Here is an 18,143-nt window from a genome sequence, read left to right as displayed (position 1 = left end):
CCGTTCCTCCGGTCGACGCGGATCCGGCGCAGGCGCTCGGCGCTACACGGTCGCGAGGACGCTTTCGGCGTCGTCCCAGAGGCGGCGGGCGAGGGCGCCGTCGCGGGCCCTGGGCTTCAGCGGCCTCTCCTTGGCGACGTGGAAGTACCGTCCGGTGCCGCCGGAGTCCACGAGGTCCACGACGGGCGGCGCGGCCCTGCCGACCGGTTTCAGCGCCGGTTTGACCGCCCTCATGAGCAGGCCGAAGGCACCGCCCCGGGTGGTGAGGTCCGTCCGCAGCACGCCCGGGTGCACCGCGTCGATCGTGGCTCCGGCGCCCTTCCACCGCTCGGCGAACAGCGGGACCATCAGCAGGTTCGCCAGCTTGGTGCCGGCGTAGGTCCGCACGGGATGGAAGTCGCGGCCCTCGGGCGTCCGGTCGGGGTCGACCCGGCCCGCTGCGTAGAGGGCCGCGCTGACCTGCACGACCCGGCGCAGCCGCTCCTCCAGCAGGCGGTTCAGCAGGAACGGCGCCAGGTGGTTGGTGAAGAACGCCTGCTCGAAGCCGTCCTCGTTGAGTTCGCGCCGGTTCGGCCAGAGCGCCGCGTTGTGGACGAGCACGCTCGGCCCGGGGACGGCCTCGGCGAGCGCCCCGGCCAGTTCCCGGACCGTCCGGACGGACGACAGGTCGCCCACGACCAGGTCGGCGCCGACCTCTCGCGCGGCGGCGGCGCCCGCGTCGGGGCGCCGCGCCACGATCGTCACCCGGTGGCCCCGCCGGACGGCCTCGGCGGCGACCGCGCGTCCCACGCCCCGGTTGCCGCCGGTCACGACGACGCTCGACGGCTCGGCCATGGCGGCTCCGCCTAGCCCGCCGCGCCGAAGCGGGCCCGGCCGCCCGAGATGACCGTCGTCCCGTCCACGGCCGCTTCGAAGAGCACCCCGCCGCCGTCAGGACCGGCGTCGTCCCGCCAGGTGCTCACCTGGAGGGCGTCGCCGGGGAAGACGGGCGCGGCGAAGCGGCCTTCGAGTTCGGCCAGGTCGGCCGGGTGGGCGCCGAGGGACTCGGCGAGCGGGAGGGTGACGGCCGCGAGCGTGCACAGGCCGTGCATGATGGGGCGCGGCATCCCGGCCGCCTTCGCGGCCTCGGGGTCGATGTGCAGGTGGTGGCGGTCGCCGAGCAGCCGGTAGAGCGCCGCCTGGTCGGACGCCGTGGAGACGGTCAGCACTCCGTCCGGGTCGGTCTCGGGACGGCGGCGGGACGACGGGCCGCGCTCGCCGCCGAAACCGCCGCACCCCGGCGCGAACAGCGACCACGTCGCCTCGAAGTACTCGCTCTCGACCGCCACGTCGAAGACGGCCGCGGAACCCTTGTCCCAGACGGCGGTGACGGAGGCGCTCATCTCCACCGAGCCGGAACGCGGCAGCGGCTTCCGGACGCGTAGGCGCTGTGTCCCGTGCACGGCCGTCCGCACGTCGAACGCGCCCGCCGAGCCCAGGACGTCCGGCGCCCACTGGGCGAGGGTCAGCCCGAACGTGGGCAGGACCCGGAGCCTCTCCTCGAAGACCAGGTCGAGGTCCGAGGCGCCCGCGCCCACCGCGAGGGCGTAGAGGATGGGCCGCGTCTCGTCGTAGGCCACCGTGCGCGTACCGAGCGCACGCCCCTGCCATTCATGGACCCGGCTCATTCGTCCGCTCCCAGGATCAGACCGCTGGTGGGCACGCCGGTCCCGGCGGTGACCAGGACGTTGTGGACGTCGCCCGGCTGGTTCACCGAGGTGCCGCGGACGAGGCGGACGCCCTCGGCGATGCCGTTCATCCCGTGGATGTAGGCCTCGCCCAGCTGGCCGCCGTGGGTGTTGACCGGGAGCCGTCCGCCGAGCTCCAGGTTGCCGTCGGCCACGAAGTCCTTGCCCTCCCCCTTCGCGCAGAAGCCCAGCTCCTCCAGCTGCGGGAGGACGAGCGGCGTGAAGTGGTCGTACAGGATCGCGGCCTGGACGTCGGCCGGGGTGAGGCGCGACTGGGCGTAGAGCTGCCGCCCGACGAGGCCCATCTCGGGGATGCCGGTGATCTCGGAGCGGTAGTAGCTGGTCATCATGTGCTGGTCGTTGCCGGAGCCCTGCGCGACGCCCCAGATCACGGCGGGCCGGTGCGGGAGGTCGCGGGCGCGCTCGGCGGAGACGACGACGAGGGCCTGGCCGCCGTCGCTCTCCTGGCAGCAGTCCAGGAGGCGGAGCGGCTCGGCGATCCAGCGGGACGCCTGGTGGTCCTCCAGCGTGATCGGCCGCCCGTAGAACCAGGCGGCCGGGTTCGCGGCGGCGTGCCGGCGGTCGACCACGGCGATGCGGCCGAAGTCCTCGCTGGTCGCGCCGTACTCGTGCATGTAGCGGCGGGCGAACATCGCCACCCACTGGGCGGGGGTGGAGAGCCCGAACGGGTTCATCCACGCGTACGCGGCGCTGTCGGCGCTGACGTCCATCGGGCGGTCGGCCTGTCCGAGGCCGTAGCGGGTGCCGGACCGCTCGTTGAACGCGCGGTAGCAGACGACCACGTCCGCGACGCCGGTCGCGACGGCCATCGCGGCCTGCTGGACGGTGCCGCAGGCCGCGCCGCCGCCGTGCCCGATGCGGGAGAAGAACTTCAGCTCGCCGATGCCGAGGTTGCGCGCGATGTGGATCTCGGAGCTGGTGTCGGCGGTGAAGGTCACCATGCCGTCCACGTCGGACGGCTGGAGCCCCGCGTCCACGATGGCGGCGAGCACCGCCTCGCAGGCGAGCCGCAGCTCGCTGCGGCCGGACTCCTTGGAGAACTCGGTGGCGCCGATCCCGGCGACCGCGGCCGCCCCTGGCAGGACGCTCATGCGCCGCTCCCCTGTGCTTCGACGGCCTGTGCTTCGACGGCCCGTGCTTCGACTGCCGGTGCTTGGACGGCCTGTGCTTCGACTGCCGGTGCTTGGACGGCGGGCAGCTCGACCACGACGGTGCCGGTGACGTGCGGGCCGATCGCGTTGACGCCGCGCACGGCGATCTCCACCCGGCGGCCGGCGTCGTCCTTGGCCTGGACGGTGCCGGTGAGGACCATCGTGTCGCCCGGGTAGTTGGGCGCGCCCAGCCTGATCCTGATGGCCTTCACGACGGCGGCGGGCCCGGCCCAGCCCGTCACGTACCGGTCGACGAGGCCGTTGGTCGTCAGGATGTTCATGAAGACGTCCTTGGAGCCGCGCTCGACGGCGAGCGACGGGTCGTGGTGGACGTCCTGGTAGTCGCGGCTCGCCAGCGCGGTCGCGACGATCATCGTGCGGGTCAGCGGGATGCGCAGCTCGGGGAGCTCCTCCCCCACCGCCACGTCCTCGTAGTTCCTGGTCACGGCTCCTCCGGTCACGGCTCCTCCGGTCACAGGGCCGCCCCCAGCAGTTCCAGGTCGAAGGAGGCGCCGCCGAGCGTCCCGGAGATCTGCTTGCCCCACAGGAAGTGGCGGTGCACCGGGTAGTCGACGTCCACGCCGATGCCGCCGTGCAGGTGCTGGACGCGGTGGACGACGTTCAGCCCGCCCTCGTCCGACCACCACTTGGCGACGAGCACGGCCGTCTCGGCGTCCTCCCCGGCGGCGATCAGCGAGACGGCGTGCCAGAGGCAGACGCGGAGCGCGTCGATCTCGATGAAGCAGTCGGCGAGCTGGTGCTGCGCGGCCTGGAAGGTGGCGAGCGGGCGGCCGAACTGCTCGCGGCCCGCGAGGTAGTCGGCGGCCATGCGCAGCGCGCCCTCCGCGACGCCGACCTGGACGGCGGCGAGGGAGACGCGGGCCAGCCGCAGCGCCGTGGCCAGCGCGCCGTCCGGCAGGGCCCGCGCGGGGGCGCCGTCGAGGGTCAGGTGCCCGGCGACGTCGCGGCTGGTGGTCTCGGCGCGCTCCCAGGAGACCCCCGCGGCGGAGGCCTCCAGCAGGAACAGGCCCGGTCCCTCCGGCGACGCGGCCGAGACGAGGACGTGGCTCGCGCCGAACGGCGTCGGGACGGCGGCCTTCGTGCCGGTCAGCAGCCAGTTCGCTCCGTCCTGGACGGCGGCGCACCCCGGCGCGGCGGGGTCGGCGGGGGCGAACTCCTCCAGCGCGAGGGTCGGCCGCGACGTCCCGTCCACGAAGCCGGCGGGGACGTCCTCGCCGTGCGCGGCGAGCGTGAGGGCGGCGACGACGGCGGGCCAGACCGGGACGGGGGCGACGGCGCGGCCCTGCTCCTCCAGCAGGACGGCCAGGCCGCCGGCGCCGAGGCCCGCACCGCCCGCCGACTCGGGCAGCGCGACGCCGAGCAGGCCCGTCTCGCCCAGCTCGCCCCACAGGCCCTCGTCGTAGCCGTGCCCGGACCCTTCGGCGTCCCTGATCCGCGCCTGCGTGGCGCGGTCGGTGAAGATCTGCCGGGCCAGGTCCCTGACCGCCTCCAGCTCTTCGCCAAGCGTGAAGTCCATCAGCGCTCCTCGGGGTTGCGAGGCGGTCCGGCCGGGCGGAACGCCGGCAGGGAGAGGTCGGGGTCCGGGTCGATCCAGTCGAGGACGACGGGCATGCCGACCTCCACGTCCTCCGGCGCGACCCCGGTCATGTTCGCGATCAGCCGCGTCCCCTCGGCCAGCTCGATCACGGCGACGACCAGCGGGTACTCGAACGCGGGGTGGCGCGGGTGGTGGTTGACGACGTAGCTGTAGACGTGGCCCTCGCCCGACGCCTGGACGGTGTCCCACTCGAACGAGCCGCACTGCGGGCAGCACGGGCCCGGCGGGTGCCGCAGCGACTTGCAGTCGGCGCAGCGCTGGATGACGAGCCGGTGCTGCTTCGCCGCCTCGAACCAGAACGCGTTGTCCAGGTTGATCGGCGGTCGCGGCCGCAGCGCCTTCGGCTCGGCCGCCTTCTCGGCCGCCTTCTCGGCGGGCTTCTCGGCGGGCTTCTCGGGCGGGCGGAACCGCAGGAGGCGCCACCGCTGCGTGGCGACGACCTCGCCGGCCGCGTCCCGGTACGTCTTGACCGTGCTGACGAAGCGCCCCGCGCCGAGCGCGGTCTTCTTCTCCGGGGAGATCGACTCGACGGTCTCCTCGACGCTGACGCGGTCGCCCGGCACCAGCTCCCGGTGGAACTCGAACTCCGAGTCGGTGGCGACGACGGAGGTGTAGCCGCCCTCGGCCAGCAGCTCGGTCAGCTCGTCCGGCCCGGCGGGGTCGTCGCGGACGGACGCCGCGTACCCGCGCATCGTCCACGCCTGCATCATCGACGCGGGCGCCACGACGCCGTCGCGGCCGGTCGCCTTCGCGGCGTCCTCGTCCAGGTAGACGGGGTTGCCGTCCTCCATCGCCTCGACCCAGTGCCGGATCATGGGGACGTTCACCGGGTCCTGCCCGGTCCGCCGCTCGCCGTAGGGCCGTCCGACCCACGCCTGGAGCCGCGCCTCGTACTCCTCGCCGTCGCCGCTCATGACCGCCTCGACCTCGGCAGACCCAGCCCCTGGACGGCGACCATGTCGCGCAGCACCTCGTTGACGCCGCCGCCGAAGGTGTTGACGATGCCCTGCCGCGAGAGCTGCTCGATCTGGCCGTGCAGCACGGCGCCCGGCGACTCGGGGCGGATCCGCCCGGCGGCGCCGAGGATCCCGGTCAGCGTCCGCTGGACGTCGATGTGCGTCTCGGTCCCGTAGGACTTGGCGGCGCCGGCCTGCGCGCCGGTCAGCGTCCCGGCCTCCACCGCCATCGTCATCTTCCAGTTCATCAGCCGCATCGCCTCCAGCCTGGCGTGCGTGCGGGCGAGGTCGGCCCGCACCCAGGGCAGGTCGATCACGCCGTTCTCGCGCGCCCAGTCGCGGACGTCCTCCCACAGCCGGATCATCCGGCCGCCGAGCGCGGCGAGCCCGATGCGCTCGTGGTTGAGCTGCGTGGTGATCAGGTTCCAGCCGCCGTCGACGTCCCCGACGACCGACGACGCGGGCACGGTGACGCCGTTGTAGTACGTCGCCGTCACGACCATCCCGCCGACCGTCTGGATCGGGCTCCAGGAGAACCCGTCGGCGTCGGTCGGGACGATCAGGATCGAGATGCCCTTGTGCTTCGGCGCGTCCGGGTTCGTCCGCGCCGCGAGCCAGATGTGGTCGGCGGTGTTGGCGCCGCTGGTGAAGACCTTGCTGCCGTCGACGACGAACCGGTCGCCGTCCCGCACGGCCCGGGTGCGCAGCGACGCGAGGTCGGTCCCGGCCTCGGGCTCGGTGTAGCCGATCGCGAACACGAGGTCGCCCGACAGGATCCCGGGCAGGTACTTCCGCTTCTGCTCCTCGGTGCCGAAGCGCATCAGCGTCGGCCCGACCGTGTTCACGGTGACGAACGGGAACGGCAGCCCGGCGCGCTGCACCTCGTCGAAGAACACGTACTGCTCGGCGATCGACCTGCCCTGCCCGCCGTACTCCTCCGGCCAGCCGTAGCCGAGCCAGCCGTCGTTGCCGAGCATCTTGACGATCTCGCGGAACCGCTCGCCGCCCACGCCCTGCTCGCCGGCGCGGCGGCGCACGTCCGCGGGCAGCAGGCCCGCGAAGTACGCCCTCAGTTCCGCGCGCAACTCGCGATGCGCCTCGGACTCACGCAGATCCATACAGGCCCTTTCTCGGTCAGGGGGGCGGTCGGTCAGGGGAGGAAGCGCCCGCGGCCCGCGGCGGTGAACTCCGCGCGGAGCGCGGCCTTGTCCGCCTCGGTCATCAGGACGTACTCCGGCGAGCCCCGGCCCGCCCACCGGTACACGGGGTCGACCGTGCGCCAGCCGTCGAGCTGCAGCTCCTTCTTCTTGAGCTTTCCCGACCCGGTCGTCGGCAGCGCGTGCGAGACGCGCACGAAGCGCGGCGCGCCCTTGGTGCCGAGGTCGTCCTGGCGGGCCAGGAACGCGGGCAGGTCCAGGTCCTCGAACCCGACGCCCTCGGGGATCTCGATCGCCGCCATCACCTGGTCGCCGGAGCGCGGGTCGGGCACGCCGAACGCGACCGCGTCCACGATCCTCGGGTGGCGGCGGACGACGTTCTGGGTGAGCAGCGCGGAGATGTTCTCCGAGTCCACCCGGATCCAGTCGCCGGACCGGCCGCCGAAGTACAGGAATCCGTCGCCGTCGACGTAGCCGAGGTCGCCCGTCCAGTACCAGCCGTGCCTGACCCGCTCGGCGTCGGCCTCCGGGTTCTTGTAGTAGCCCTCGAACCTGGCCGCGCCGTGCACGTCGACGATCTCCCCGACGGCGGCCTCGGCGTTGGTGACGCGGCCGTGCTCGTCCAGGACGGCGGGCGCGCAGGTCTCGCGGGTCTCGGGATTGACGACGCGGACGCCGTCGTGGGCGGGGCGGCCGAGCGCGGTCGGCGGCGCCTGCGGGTCCCGCTTGATCATGCCCGCGCTCTCGCTGGACCCGTAGCCCTCGACCAGCCGAGCGCCGAAGCGGCGCAGGAACTCGGCCTTGTCCTCCGGGGACGCCTCCGTCCCGAACCCGTGGGTGAGCGTGTTGTCGGCGTCGTCCGGTCGCTCGGGGGTGGCGAGGACGTAGCCGATGGCCTTGCCGACGTAGGTGAAGAAGGTCGCGCCGTAGTAGCGGACGTCCGGCAGGAACCCGGACGCTGAGAACTTCCTCGCCAGGACGACGGTCGCCCCGACCGCCAGCGACGGCGCCCAGAGCGCCATCAGGGCGTTGCCGTGGAACAGCGGCATCGAGCAGTAGCTGACGTCCTCGCGCTTGACGTCGTACTTCGCGCTGTTGTTGCGGCCGAGCTCGGCGAGCCGTCCCTGCGAGCAGCGCGCGGCCTTGGAGGCGCCGGTCGTCCCGGAGGTGAACAGCAGCAGGAGCTGCGTCTCCGGGGTGACCGACTCGTCCGCTTCCGGCTCGCAGGCGTGGGCGGCGACCAGCTCCGGGTAGCCGTCGTCGTCGACCAGGAGGAAGCGGTCGCGCGGGACGCCGATGTCGAGGCCGTCCAGCAGCTTCAGCCCGGCCTGGTCGGTGACGACGAGCTGGAGGTCGGTGTGCCGGACCTCCTGCTCCAGGTAGGCGCCGGTCCGGGTGGAGTTGATGCCGACGATCGTGGCGCCGCCCAGCGCCGCCGCCCCGAGCCACAGGACGTACTCGGGGACGTTCTCCAGGAGGACGCCGATGTGGAAAGGGCGGTCCCGGGGGGAGTGGGGGGTCGGCCCCCCACAAGAGACAGGCCCATCCGAGCGCAGGTCGCGGGCGAGGGACGCGCGGGCCGCGCTCTCGCGGACCACCTCGTCCCAGGTCCACGTCCGCTCGCGGCTGCGCAGGCCGGGCCGGGCGTCGCCCAGCCGGGCCAGCAGCATCGCCGCGATCGTCTCGTCACGCACTCGCGGCACCCCAGGCCGGCTCGGTGGACAGGACGCAGTGGGTGCCGCCGTAGATCGCGGTCATGCACTTGTTGCAGTGGATGCACAGCGACCCGGTCGCGGGCTCGTCCTTGATCCGGTTGATCAGGTCGGGCTCGCGCAGCAGGGCGCGGGCCATCGCGACGAACTGGAAGCCCTCCGCCATCGCGGTGTCCATGCCCGCCTTGTCGGTGACGCCGCCCAGCAGGATCATCGGCAGCTTCACCGCGGCGCGGATCTGCCGGGCGTCCCTGAGCAGGTAGAGGTCCTCGTACGGGTAGGACTTCAGGAAGTGCTTTCCGATCAGCTTGATCCCGAGCTTGGTCGGCTGCTTCATGACGGAGGCGAACTCGTGCAGCGGCGCCTCGCCCTTGAACAGGTACATGGGGTTGAGCAGGGAGCTGCCGGCGGTCATCTGGAGGGCGTCGACCGTGCCGTCGGCCTCCAGCCACCGCGCCACCTGGATGGCCTCGTCGATCCAGAACCCGCCGGGCACGCCGTCGTCCATGTTGAGCTTCGCGGTGATCGCGATGCGGTCGCCTACGGCGTCGCGGACGGCGCGGCCGATGTCGCGCGCCAGCCGGGCGCGGTTCTCCAGCGACCCGCCGTACTCGTCCTTGCGGTGGTTGACCTTGGGGCTGAGGAACGAGCTGGTCAGGTAGTTGTGCCCCATGTGGATCTCGATGGAGTCGAACCCCGCCTCGATCGCCATCCGGCCCGCGCGGCCGTGCGCCTCGACGACGCGCTCCAGGTCCGCGCGCGTGGCGGCCCTGGCCACGGTCTGCGTGGTCATGTGGAAGTGGCGGCTGGGCGCGAGCGCGGGGAGCTTGTTGCTCTTGGGGTTGGCGACCGGGCCGGCGTGCCCGATCTGCGCCTGGACGGCCGCTCCCTCCGCGTGCACGGCGTCGGTCAGCCTGCGCAGGCCGGGCATCGCCTCGTCCCGCCAGTGGATCTGCCGCCGGTCGGTGCGGCCCTCCGGCGCGACCGCGCAGTACGCGACGGTCGTCATCCCGACGCCGCCGCGCGCGTGCCGGACATGGAAGTCGATCAGCGCGTCGGTGACCTGACCGTCCTTGGTCAGCCCCTCGTACGTCGCCGCCTTGATCGTGCGGTTCCGCAGCGTGATCGGCCCCAGTTTGGCGGGGGCGAACACGTCGGGCTTCGGGGCGGTTGCCGGGGGGTGCGGGGGGGCGCCCCCCCGCAGGCGGGTCGGGTCGTTCATTGGAAGTCCTCCATCCGGAGTAGACGTTAATCAGCGGGGTGTCCGGGCACTCCGGACATCCCGCTGACCGGGAGCATCGACCTGGCCGCGGGCTACGTCTTGTCGCGCAGCGCGGCGGCGATCTGGTCGGTCTGGGCCTGCTGCTCCAGGAGCTGGCGCAGCAGCCACAGGCGCAGGACGCGGGTGACGGCGGCGGCCAGGTAGAGGGCCGCGCCGAGGACGGTCACCGCCAGGAACCCGACGGCGAGCGTCTGCAGCGAACCCACGTCCCGCATGTCGTCCTTGGTGAGCGAGACGTTGTAGGCGACGAACGTCCCGGCGATGCCGGCGACCATGGCCAGGAGCCCGGCGATCCGGGCCGCCCCGTCGAAGCGGGACGTGTCGGTCTTGAGGCGCTGCCGCGCGACGTCGTCCTTGAACCGCTGGCGCCGTTCCTCAGTGAGCATGGTGGGTCAACCTCCCAGGTAGTCGCTGGACAGCCGGTCTTCGATCTCGGCGGGCGGGCCGGCCGCCACCACGCGCCCGTGCAGCATCAGCGCGGCGGTGTCGGCGATCGGCAGGACGGCGCGGGCGAACTGCTCCGCGACCAGCACCGACAGGCCGCCCTCGACCAGCTCGGCGACCGTCTCGTACATCCGGGTGACGATCATGGGCGCGAGGCCCATGGACAGCTCGTCGAGCAGCAGCACCGCCGGATCGGTGCCGAGCGCCCGGGACAGCGCGAGCATCTGCTGCTCGCCGCCGGACATGGATCCGGCGAGCTGGTGGCGGCGCTCGCCGAGGCGCGGGAAGCGGGCGTAGGCCTTCTCCTCCAGCTCCTCCAGCTTCGCGCCGGTTCCGGTGGCGGCCCACAGGTTCTCCCGCACCGTCAGGTTCGGGAAGATCCCGCGGCCCTCGGGGATCGAGCACACGCCGAGCCGGGCCGCGTCCTGCGCCGAGACGCCGTTCACCTTGCGTCCGGCGAACCGCAGCTCCCCGCCGGTCGGGGGGTGCAGGCCCGCGCACACGCGCATCGTGGTCGACTTCCCGCCGCCGTTCGGGCCGAGCAGCGCCAGCAGCGAACCCGGCTTCAGCGCCAGGTCCACGCCGTGCAGGACCTCGATCGCGCCGTAGCCCGCGCGGACGTCCACGAGTTCGAGCAGCGGCTCGGTCTCCGGCGAGGGCCCGTCGGCTGCCGCGCGCGGCTCCGGGACGACCTTCGGTTCAGGCATGCGACGCCTCCTCCGTGCCGATGTAGGCGGCGATGACCTCGGGCGACTCCTTGATCTCCACCGGCGTGCCGGACGCGATCAGAGCGCCGTAGTCGAGGACGTGGATGGTGGAGCACAGCTTCATGACGAGCGGCAGGTCGTGCTCGACGAGGCAGATCGCGAGGCCCTCGCCGGCCAGGCCGGTCAGCATCTCCGCGAACGCCTCCGTCTCGCGTTCGGTCTGGCCGGACGCGGGCTCGTCCAGGAGCAGGACGCGCGGTGAGGTCATCAGCGCGCGCGCCACCTCCACGACACGGGCGCGCCCGATCGGGATGTCGGACACGTCGCGGTCGGCGATGTCGGTCAGCCCGGTCCGTTCGAGGACCTTGTCGGTCCGCTCGTCCAGGTCGAAGCGCTTGCGGGAGTTGCCGCGCAGGATGTCGCCGGCGACGCGGACGTTGTCGCGCACCGACAGCGACAGGAACAGCTCCAGCCGCTGGAACGTGCGCGCCATGCCGCGCCGCGCGCGCTTGGCCGGGGACAGCCTGGTGATGTCGTCGCCGTCCAGAAGCACCTGGCCGGACGCGGGCTTCTGCAAGCCGGTGATGGTGTTGAACATCGTCGTCTTGCCGGCGCCGTTCGGGCCGATGAGCCCGGTGATCTGGCCTTCGGCCATGGTGAGGCCGACATCGTCGACGGCGGTGTTGCCGCCGAAACGGACGGTGATGCCCCGCGTCTCCAGCAGCGGAGTCTCAGGCAGTGGCACGAGAACCTCCCTTCTTCAGGACGGCGGGCAGGCCGAGTTCGCGGTCGAGTCGCGCGCGCAGTTCGTCGGTGTAGGGCTCGTCCACGCCGACCAGTTCCAGCGGGGTCGGGCGGTCGCGCCGCCCCTCGTCCAGGTACATGCGGCCGAAGACGGGCAGCAGCATGACCGCGCACATCGCGACGAGCGCGAACGTCCACGTCCCGATCACGCCGGTCAGCGCGAGCAGGTAGAGGACGCCGCCCAGCGCCGCCGCCCCGTACAGGACGGGCTTGGCGTTCCGCGTCTCCCGGTAGCCCTCGACGATGTCGTGGACGAAGCCGCTCGGATGCCTGCCGACGGTCATCCCGACGAGCGCCGTCCCGACGAGGACGAGGTGGCCGAGGACGCCGTAGACAGTCGCCATGCCCTCGTTCTCCAGTGCCAGGTCGCCGAGGGTCGAGACGATGACGGCCGAGCCGACGCCCGCCATCAGCCCGCCGAGCAGGGCGCCGCTGAGGTAGCCGATGCCCGCGACCACGACGAGCATCAGCAGGCCGAGGCTGCCGAGGAAGGAGAAGTTCTCCTGCGCGACCGTGCCCGTCGCGGCGGACATCAGCACGCCGCCGAGCCCCGCGATCGCCGCGGAGATCATGAAGACGCTCAGCTTCAGCCGGACCAGGTTCTGCCCGAGCATCGCCGACGCCGCCGGGCTGTCCTTCATCGCCGCGAGCCTGCGCCCGTACCCGCTGCCGCGCAGCGCGGCGAGCCCGACCGCGATCAGCGCGAACAGCACGGTCGCCGTCATCAGCGACGTCGTCCCGTCCCGCAGGTCGAGCGGGCCGGCCCTGAGCGGCGGGACGACCAGCGCCCCGTCCGGGAAGAGCGTGAACCGCATCCCGAACAGCTCGTGCTCGGTGGTGTCGCGCAGCACCATGTTCGACAGGAACTCGCCGAACGCCATCGTGGCGAGGGCCAGGTAGAGGCCCCGCAGGCGCAGCGCCGGCAGCGCGACGAGCCCGCCGACCAGCGCGGCCGCGGCCACGGCCAGCAGCACCCCCTGGACGTTCGTCCGGGCCGCGAGGCCGGTGCCCTCCACCCCGAAGTGGAACGCCACGACCGTCGCGACCGCGCCGAACGCCAGCGGCGCGAGGTTCAGCTCGCCCGCGTAGCCGGTCAGGACGGTCAGCGAGAGCGCGATGATCGCGAAAGTCATGCCGAGCGCGAACGTGGTGATCGCGCCGTCCGACAGCAGCAGGCTGTAGAGGTACACGACCGCGACGAGCACGAGGCCCCACACGGCCGCCGACCGGACGGTCGGTGCCCGGTACCGCTCGCGGGTCCGGATCGCGGCCCCGCGCAGGCGGTCATGGGGCAGCACCACCAGCACGACGAACAAGATGATCATCGGTAGCGAGACGCGCAGGTTGCCGGCGAACGTGCCCGCCGACGGCAGGTAGGCGAGCACGTAGTTGGCGGCGAGGCCGAGCACCATCGCCCCGGCGAACGTGCGGGGGATGCTGCGCAGCCGGCCGAACATCGCCGCCGCGAAGGCGTCGATCACCAGCAGGGTCAGCGCGTTCGCGTCCAGCCCGCCGCCGCTGATGGGCACGATCAGCACCCCGGCGAGGACGGCGAGCGTGGAGCCGAGCGCCCACGACAGCATCGCGGCGCGCTCGGGGTCGTGGCCGTTGAGGCGCAGCAGGTCGGGGTCGTCGACCGAGCCGCGCATCACCACGCCCGTCCGGCTGCGGGTGAACAGCACCCGCAGCCCGACGGCGATCGCCACGGCGGCGACCAGGCAGACGATCTCGTGGTACCGGACGACCACGCCGGCCAGCGTGATCTTCGCGCCCGCACCGAAGAACATGTCCACGGTGTGGGCCTCGTCCGGATTCCAGACCCACTGCGCCAGGTACACGGTCCCGAGCAGCACCGCCACCGTCACGATGATCTTCGTGACGTCGGCGGTGCCGCGCAGGCCCTTCATGATCACCGCGTGCAGCCCGGCGCCCATCGCGGGGCCGGCGAGCCCGATCACGATGATCAGCGCGAGCCACACCGGCCAGCCCCACCGCTCGGTGAAGTGCCAGTACAGGAACGTGCCGAACATCGCCTGAGCGCCGTGCGCGAAGTTGAAGATTCCCGAGGTGTTGTACGTCAGTACGAGCCCCGAGGCCGCGATGGAGTACACCGACCCCAGGACGAGACCCAGGATCGTGTAGGTCAGGAACGTCGTCATTGATTCACAGCCATGTGGTCGCCGCCTCCGGCGGGTCAGATCAGGAGGACTGGGGCTTGATGACGTCGCCGGTCAGGAACTTCGTCGAGATCCGGTCGTCGTTGAGCTTCGCGCCCCAGGTCTTGGGGTCGGTCTTGACGACGAACTCGGGGCCGCACTCGAACTCGCCGGGGTTCTTCGGCAGGACCTGCTCGAACGCGGTCTTGTTGAGCTTCACCATCAGCGAGCAGGACGCCGGCTTGTTGTTGCCCGGGTCCGTCGGCGCGTGCAGGCCGCCGCCCGTCCACTCGTGCACCTTCGACAGCTCGTTGATCACGCACTGCCGGGTGAGGTCCGAGCCGCACTTCTGCGCGGACTGCGCCCACAGCAGGAACGACGAGGTCGCCTGCAGGCCGAGCATGGCGATCTTGCCCTTCTTTGCGTTCACGGCGTCCAGGTACTGCTTGACCGCCGGCACCTTGTCCGCGTTCTCCAGCGGCTGGAAGATCATGCCGACGTGCACGTTGTCACCGGCGCCCGAGGTGTTCCACTTGGACACCAGCGGGCTGTACCACGTCGACTCGAACACGAACTTCGGCTTCGCGCCGGCCCGCTCGATCGACTCCAGCAGGCTGAACTGGCCGGGGTCGGGCGAGTCGGACGACCACAGGTAGCCGGCCTCGCACTTCTTGATCTTCTCGGCGAACGGCATGTAGCTGCTCTCGCCCTTGTCGTTCAGCCGGACACCGCAGTCCACGCGCTTGACGCCGATGTCCTTCATGGCACTGGCGATCTTGTTGTTGCCGGTGCTGACGGCCGGGGACGTCGACTGGATGATGTCCGTCTTGTCCTTGAAATCGGGGAACAGCTTCTCCGCGAGGCGGAGTCCGCCGATGTTCATCAGGTCCACCGGGTACGGGACGGCCTCGTACTTCATCGGGCCCATCGAAGAGTTCGGGCCGACGGTGAAGCCGGCGACGGTCGGCAGCTTGCACGCGACCCGGTACTGCTCGGCGGCCTCGTCCATCGCGAAGCCCTGCCCGACGAGCATGAAGTCCTGCTTGCAGGACTCCTGCATCACCTTCGCGGACTGCATGTAGGCGGCGTCGTACTGGTTGCCCTTGATCTTGCGTCCGTTGATGCCGCCCTGCTGGTTGCACCAGTCGATCATGGCGCTGACGGCGTCGCCCATCTCCTTGGACAGGCCCGGCGCGGCGGTGAAGCCGCGGTCGTCGCCGAACCCGATGGTGATCGCGTCGTCGGTGACTCCCTGGTCGGTCTTGCCCTTGGCGTCGCCTGGGCCGCACGGCGACGGCAGCGTGCCGAACGTCTTGCTCGACGCGGCGGCGCCGCCTGAGCCCTTGCCCTCGGACACGCCGTCCGTGCCCGACCGCTCGCTGGAACAGGACGCGGTCACGAGCGCGACCGCGAGGGCGCCCGCTGCGAGGCGTCCGATCTTGTCGACCTTCATCGGTCGTACTCCTTTCACCGGCCGCCGGGGCGGCGAGTGGTGTTTTCGGGCAGGCGGGGGACGGGATTCTGGATGCGAATGGTTCGCGCGCCCCTCTGGTGCGCTCGATGACAGGCCGGGCAGGCCGAACGGGCGGGGTACGCCGAACGGCCGGGTAGGCCGAACGGGTCAGGTACGCCGAACGGGTCAGGTAGGCCGAACGGGCCGGGCAGGCCCGGTGACGGGAGCCGGGACGGTCCCGGCCGGGACGGAGAGGCTCAGCCGAAGTTGGCCTGGCCGCCGTCCAGCGGGATCGTCGCGCCGGTGAGGTAGCGCATCGCCGGCTGGACGAGCGCCACCACGGCCCTGCCGATGTCGTCCTCGCAGTCGCCGATGTAGCCGAGCGGGATCGTCCTGCGGAACTCCTCGGCCTTCTCCGGGTTGTTCTCCGCCCACCACTTCAGCCCCGGCGACAGGGCGTGCGGGGCGATGTTGTTCGCGCGGATGCCGTCCGGCCCCCACTCGGCCGCGGCCGTCCTGGTCAGCGAGCGGAGCGCCTGCTTGGCCGCCGCGTAGGCGCCGTACGTGGCCGGATCCCAGCGGACCATCGCGGAGGTGACGAGGTTGACGATGCTGCCGCCGCCGCGCGCCTTCATGTGCGGATGGCACGCCTTCATGAACGCGAAGGCCGCGAACGGGCCGGTGGTGAAGCCCATGCGGAACTTCTCGTCGCTCATCTCCAGGAGCGGCCCGTACGCGCCGGAGTAGGCGTTGTTGACGAGGACGTCGATGCCGCCGAACGTCTCGGCGACCCGCTCCACCACGCCGGGGATCGCCTCGGTCTCCGCGATGTCGCACACGAACGGCTCCGCCGCGGCGCCCCGCTCGCGGATCAGTTCGCAGGTCGCTTCGAGTTTGGCCGCCGTGCGGCCGAGCACGGCGATCGCCGCGCCCTCGGACGCGAGGGCGAGCGCGATGCCCTGCCCCACGCCCTGCCCCGCTCCGGTCACAATCGCGATCTTGTCGCTGAGACTTCCCATTGGCTCTCCCACTCAGTCCTGCGTGCGCGCCCGGTCCGGTCCGCCGGCTTCTGCCTGGTCAGCCCGGTCCGATCAGTCCTGGTGCGGTCATGGTGATGTGACGCCGCGCACGTTAAGGGCCCGGTCCCGCTCAGCGGGAATGACCGTGGCATGGGGCGCCCGCGGCCGTCCCGGTGAGCGGAATGCCCTGGTGAAGCCCATGTGCGGCGGCTCACAATGGCGATTCCGGCGAGGAGGAGGGGGTGCGATGGAGAGCATCGCGAAGCTGACGGGTCCCGGCGGCGAGTTCGAGCTCCGCGAGGAAGAGGTGCTGGGAACGCGGCTGCCCGTGTTCGCCCACCGCGCCCGCAGTCTCGGCGAGGTGCTCACCCGGTCGGCGTCCTACGGCGATCGCGACTACCTCGTGACCGCGTCCAGCCGGCTGACGTTCGCCGAGCACGCCGCCGCCGTCGCCTCCATGGCGAAGGCCCTGCGGGACGACCTCGGGGTGCGGCCCGGCGACCGGATCGCGATCAACGCCGCGAACAGCCCCGAGTGGATCGTCTCGTTCTGGGCGGCGATCGCCGCCGGCGCCGTGCCGGTCGGCTACAACGCCTGGTGGGCGCCGCGCGAGATCGAGTACGCGCTCGGCCACACCGACCCGAAGGTCGTCATCGCCGACGAGAAGCGGGCCGCGCTGATCTCCGAGGACGTGCTGACGATCGAGAAGGACGTCCCGTCGCTGATGGGGCGCTACCCCGCCGCCGAGCTGGACGTGCCGGACGTCGCCGAGGACGACCCCGCGGTCATCCTCTACACGAGCGGCACGTCGGGCCGCCCGAAGGGCGCCGTCCACTCGCACCGCAACCTCGCCTCGGTGATCGAGTACCACCGGTTCAACGACGCCGTGATGGGCGCGTTCGGCATCGACCCCTCGTCCCGCCGCTACCTGCTCGCGCTGCCGCTGTTCCACATCGCGTCCCTGCACAACCTGGCCGTCCCGCGGCTCGCCACCGGCACCGCCGTGGTCATGCACCTGGGCGCCTTCGACGTCGACGAGGTGCTGAGCCTGGTCGAGAGGGAGAAGGTCACGAACTGGGGCGCCGTCCCCACGATGGCGCACCGCATGATGGAGCACGGCGACCTGTCCAAGTACGACCTGTCGTCGCTCACCGCCTTCGCGCTGGCCTCGGCGCCGTCCTCGCCCGCGTTCAAGGAGCGGCTCCAGTCCGTGTTCCCGCCCGCGCGCGGCGCCCTGGTCGACAGCTACGGCCTGACCGAGTCCTGCACCGCCATCTCCGTCGCCACGCCCATGGACATCGCCGAGGCGCCGGGCACGCTGGGCGCTCCGAACCTCGGCGTCCAGCTGGAGATCCGCGACGCCGAGGGCAAGCCGGTCCCGGACGGCACCGAGGGCGAGGTGTGCGCCCGCAGCGCCTACAACATGATCGGCTACTGGCGCGACCCGGAGGCCACCGCCGCCGCCGTCGACGCCGACCGCTGGCTGCACACCGGCGACATCGGCGTGCTCGAGAACGGCCGGCTGCGGCTCACCACCCGCCGCTCCGACCTGATCATCCGCGGCGGCGAGAACGTCTATCCGATCGAGATCGAGAACGTCCTCGCCGAGTACCCGGGGATGTCGGAGTGCATCGTCATCGGCGTCCCGCACCCCGACCTCGGCCAGGAGGTCGCGGCGGTCGTCGTCTTCGCCGGGGACGCGCCCTCGGCCGAGGAGCTGACGGCCTTCGCGAAGGAGCGGCTCGCCTACTTCAAGGTCCCGACCCGCTGGCACGTCACGTCCGACCCGCTCCCCCGGAACGCGACCGGGAAGGTGCTGCGCAGGCAGGTGGAGGACACGGTGTCATGACCCGCGTGCCCGGCCGCGGAACGCGGACGGGCATCGACGGCAGGCTCCGGCGCGGCGGCCGGACGCGCGTCCCGCGCGTCCGGCCGC

Annotated in this window: 16 protein-coding genes; 1 reads left to right on the top strand and 15 read right to left on the bottom strand. The window is 72.1% G+C overall.

The features are described 5' to 3' along the window. Nucleotides 1–42: 42 nt before the first annotated feature. The 15 genes from AB0C21_RS14190 to AB0C21_RS14120 all read right to left on the bottom strand — a co-directional run bounded on the left by AB0C21_RS14190 (nucleotide 43) and on the right by AB0C21_RS14120 (nucleotide 16,207). Complete coding sequence (locus AB0C21_RS14190; protein ID WP_500204412.1) at nucleotides 43–834, bottom strand: SDR family NAD(P)-dependent oxidoreductase; 792 nt, start codon at nucleotides 832–834, stop codon at nucleotides 43–45. A gap of 11 nt (nucleotides 835–845) precedes the next feature. Then, on the bottom strand, nucleotides 846–1,667 hold the full coding sequence (locus AB0C21_RS14185) for a MaoC/PaaZ C-terminal domain-containing protein (protein ID WP_500204411.1): 822 nt from the start codon (nucleotides 1,665–1,667) through the stop codon (nucleotides 846–848). After that, nucleotides 1,664–2,839 carry a lipid-transfer protein gene (locus AB0C21_RS14180; RefSeq protein ID WP_500204410.1) on the bottom strand — a complete coding sequence of 392 codons (1,176 nt, stop codon included), beginning with the start codon at nucleotides 2,837–2,839 and terminating at the stop codon, nucleotides 1,664–1,666. Before AB0C21_RS14180 ends, AB0C21_RS14185 begins: the two co-directional genes overlap by 4 nt. Beyond that, nucleotides 2,836–3,345, bottom strand: coding sequence for a MaoC family dehydratase (locus AB0C21_RS14175; protein ID WP_500204409.1), 510 nt, complete (start codon nucleotides 3,343–3,345; stop codon nucleotides 2,836–2,838). The genes AB0C21_RS14180 and AB0C21_RS14175 overlap by 4 nt, the downstream gene beginning before the upstream one ends. Before the next feature lie 26 nt (nucleotides 3,346–3,371). Further along, on the bottom strand, nucleotides 3,372–4,436 hold the full coding sequence (locus AB0C21_RS14170; RefSeq protein ID WP_500204408.1) for an acyl-CoA dehydrogenase family protein: 1,065 nt from the start codon (nucleotides 4,434–4,436) through the stop codon (nucleotides 3,372–3,374). Then, the gene (locus AB0C21_RS14165; protein WP_500204407.1) at nucleotides 4,436–5,431 is read right to left on the bottom strand and encodes a bifunctional MaoC family dehydratase N-terminal/OB-fold nucleic acid binding domain-containing protein; all 996 of its coding nucleotides are present in this window, start codon (nucleotides 5,429–5,431) and stop codon (nucleotides 4,436–4,438) included. The genes AB0C21_RS14170 and AB0C21_RS14165 overlap by 1 nt, the downstream gene beginning before the upstream one ends. Further along, nucleotides 5,428–6,591, bottom strand: a complete 1,164-nt coding sequence (locus tag AB0C21_RS14160) for an acyl-CoA dehydrogenase family protein (RefSeq protein ID WP_500204405.1) — start codon at nucleotides 6,589–6,591, stop codon at nucleotides 5,428–5,430. Before AB0C21_RS14160 ends, AB0C21_RS14165 begins: the two co-directional genes overlap by 4 nt. Before the next feature lie 32 nt (nucleotides 6,592–6,623). Then, a complete protein-coding gene (casI, locus tag AB0C21_RS14155) occupies nucleotides 6,624–8,324 on the bottom strand; it encodes a steroid-22-oyl-CoA synthetase (protein WP_500204404.1) in 1,701 nt (566 codons plus the stop codon). Next, nucleotides 8,317–9,564 (bottom strand): NADH:flavin oxidoreductase, encoded by a 1,248-nt coding sequence (locus AB0C21_RS14150; RefSeq protein WP_500204403.1) that lies wholly within the window; start codon nucleotides 9,562–9,564, stop codon nucleotides 8,317–8,319. Before AB0C21_RS14150 ends, casI begins: the two co-directional genes overlap by 8 nt. A 92-nt stretch (nucleotides 9,565–9,656) precedes the next feature. Next, nucleotides 9,657–10,010, bottom strand: coding sequence for a hypothetical protein (locus AB0C21_RS14145; protein WP_500204402.1), 354 nt, complete (start codon nucleotides 10,008–10,010; stop codon nucleotides 9,657–9,659). Between the two features lie 6 nt (nucleotides 10,011–10,016). Next, nucleotides 10,017–10,775, bottom strand: coding sequence for an ABC transporter ATP-binding protein (locus AB0C21_RS14140; RefSeq protein ID WP_500204401.1), 759 nt, complete (start codon nucleotides 10,773–10,775; stop codon nucleotides 10,017–10,019). After that, nucleotides 10,768–11,520: an ABC transporter ATP-binding protein gene (locus tag AB0C21_RS14135; RefSeq protein ID WP_500204400.1), complete on the bottom strand. Its 753-nt coding sequence runs from the start codon at nucleotides 11,518–11,520 to the stop codon at nucleotides 10,768–10,770. The genes AB0C21_RS14140 and AB0C21_RS14135 overlap by 8 nt, the downstream gene beginning before the upstream one ends. Continuing rightward, nucleotides 11,507–13,738 (bottom strand): branched-chain amino acid ABC transporter permease, encoded by a 2,232-nt coding sequence (locus AB0C21_RS14130; RefSeq protein ID WP_500204399.1) that lies wholly within the window; start codon nucleotides 13,736–13,738, stop codon nucleotides 11,507–11,509. The genes AB0C21_RS14135 and AB0C21_RS14130 overlap by 14 nt, the downstream gene beginning before the upstream one ends. Before the next feature lie 40 nt (nucleotides 13,739–13,778). Next, nucleotides 13,779–15,188: an ABC transporter substrate-binding protein gene (locus AB0C21_RS14125; RefSeq protein ID WP_500204398.1), complete on the bottom strand. Its 1,410-nt coding sequence runs from the start codon at nucleotides 15,186–15,188 to the stop codon at nucleotides 13,779–13,781. Between the two features lie 257 nt (nucleotides 15,189–15,445). After that, complete coding sequence (locus AB0C21_RS14120; protein WP_500204397.1) at nucleotides 15,446–16,207, bottom strand: SDR family NAD(P)-dependent oxidoreductase; 762 nt, start codon at nucleotides 16,205–16,207, stop codon at nucleotides 15,446–15,448. Between the two features lie 247 nt (nucleotides 16,208–16,454). Here AB0C21_RS14120 and casG point away from each other — a divergent pair, with 247 nt between their 5' ends. Continuing rightward, the gene (gene casG / locus AB0C21_RS14115) at nucleotides 16,455–18,056 is read left to right on the top strand and encodes a steroid-24-oyl-CoA synthetase (RefSeq protein ID WP_500204396.1); all 1,602 of its coding nucleotides are present in this window, start codon (nucleotides 16,455–16,457) and stop codon (nucleotides 18,054–18,056) included. Nucleotides 18,057–18,143: the final 87 nt, after the last annotated feature.

Source organism: Spirillospora sp. NPDC049024 (assembly GCF_040649235.1).
In the GTDB taxonomy this organism is placed as follows: Bacteria; Actinomycetota; Actinomycetes; order Streptosporangiales; family Streptosporangiaceae; genus Spirillospora.
The sequence above is the reverse complement of the archived record's forward strand: the minus strand, read 5'-3'. Positions and strand labels throughout refer to the sequence as shown.

Excerpts from the sequence above, each read along its gene's own strand:
- AB0C21_RS14190 (WP_500204412.1), bottom strand. The coding sequence starts at position 834 with ATGGCCGAGCCGTCGAGCGTCGTCGTGACCGGCGGCAACCGGGGCGTG.
- AB0C21_RS14185 (WP_500204411.1), bottom strand. The coding sequence starts at position 1,667 with ATGAGCCGGGTCCATGAATGGCAGGGGCGTGCGCTCGGTACGCGCACG.
- AB0C21_RS14180 (WP_500204410.1), bottom strand. The coding sequence starts at position 2,839 with ATGAGCGTCCTGCCAGGGGCGGCCGCGGTCGCCGGGATCGGCGCCACC.
- AB0C21_RS14170 (WP_500204408.1), bottom strand. The coding sequence starts at position 4,436 with ATGGACTTCACGCTTGGCGAAGAGCTGGAGGCGGTCAGGGACCTGGCC.
- AB0C21_RS14165 (WP_500204407.1), bottom strand. The coding sequence starts at position 5,431 with ATGAGCGGCGACGGCGAGGAGTACGAGGCGCGGCTCCAGGCGTGGGTC.
- AB0C21_RS14160 (WP_500204405.1), bottom strand. The coding sequence starts at position 6,591 with ATGGATCTGCGTGAGTCCGAGGCGCATCGCGAGTTGCGCGCGGAACTG.
- AB0C21_RS14150 (WP_500204403.1), bottom strand. The coding sequence starts at position 9,564 with ATGAACGACCCGACCCGCCTGCGGGGGGGCGCCCCCCCGCACCCCCCG.
- AB0C21_RS14145 (WP_500204402.1), bottom strand. The coding sequence starts at position 10,010 with ATGCTCACTGAGGAACGGCGCCAGCGGTTCAAGGACGACGTCGCGCGG.
- AB0C21_RS14140 (WP_500204401.1), bottom strand. The coding sequence starts at position 10,775 with ATGCCTGAACCGAAGGTCGTCCCGGAGCCGCGCGCGGCAGCCGACGGG.
- AB0C21_RS14130 (WP_500204399.1), bottom strand. The coding sequence starts at position 13,738 with ATGACGACGTTCCTGACCTACACGATCCTGGGTCTCGTCCTGGGGTCG.
- AB0C21_RS14125 (WP_500204398.1), bottom strand. The coding sequence starts at position 15,188 with ATGAAGGTCGACAAGATCGGACGCCTCGCAGCGGGCGCCCTCGCGGTC.
- AB0C21_RS14120 (WP_500204397.1), bottom strand. The coding sequence starts at position 16,207 with ATGGGAAGTCTCAGCGACAAGATCGCGATTGTGACCGGAGCGGGGCAG.
- casG (WP_500204396.1), top strand. The coding sequence starts at position 16,455 with ATGGAGAGCATCGCGAAGCTGACGGGTCCCGGCGGCGAGTTCGAGCTC.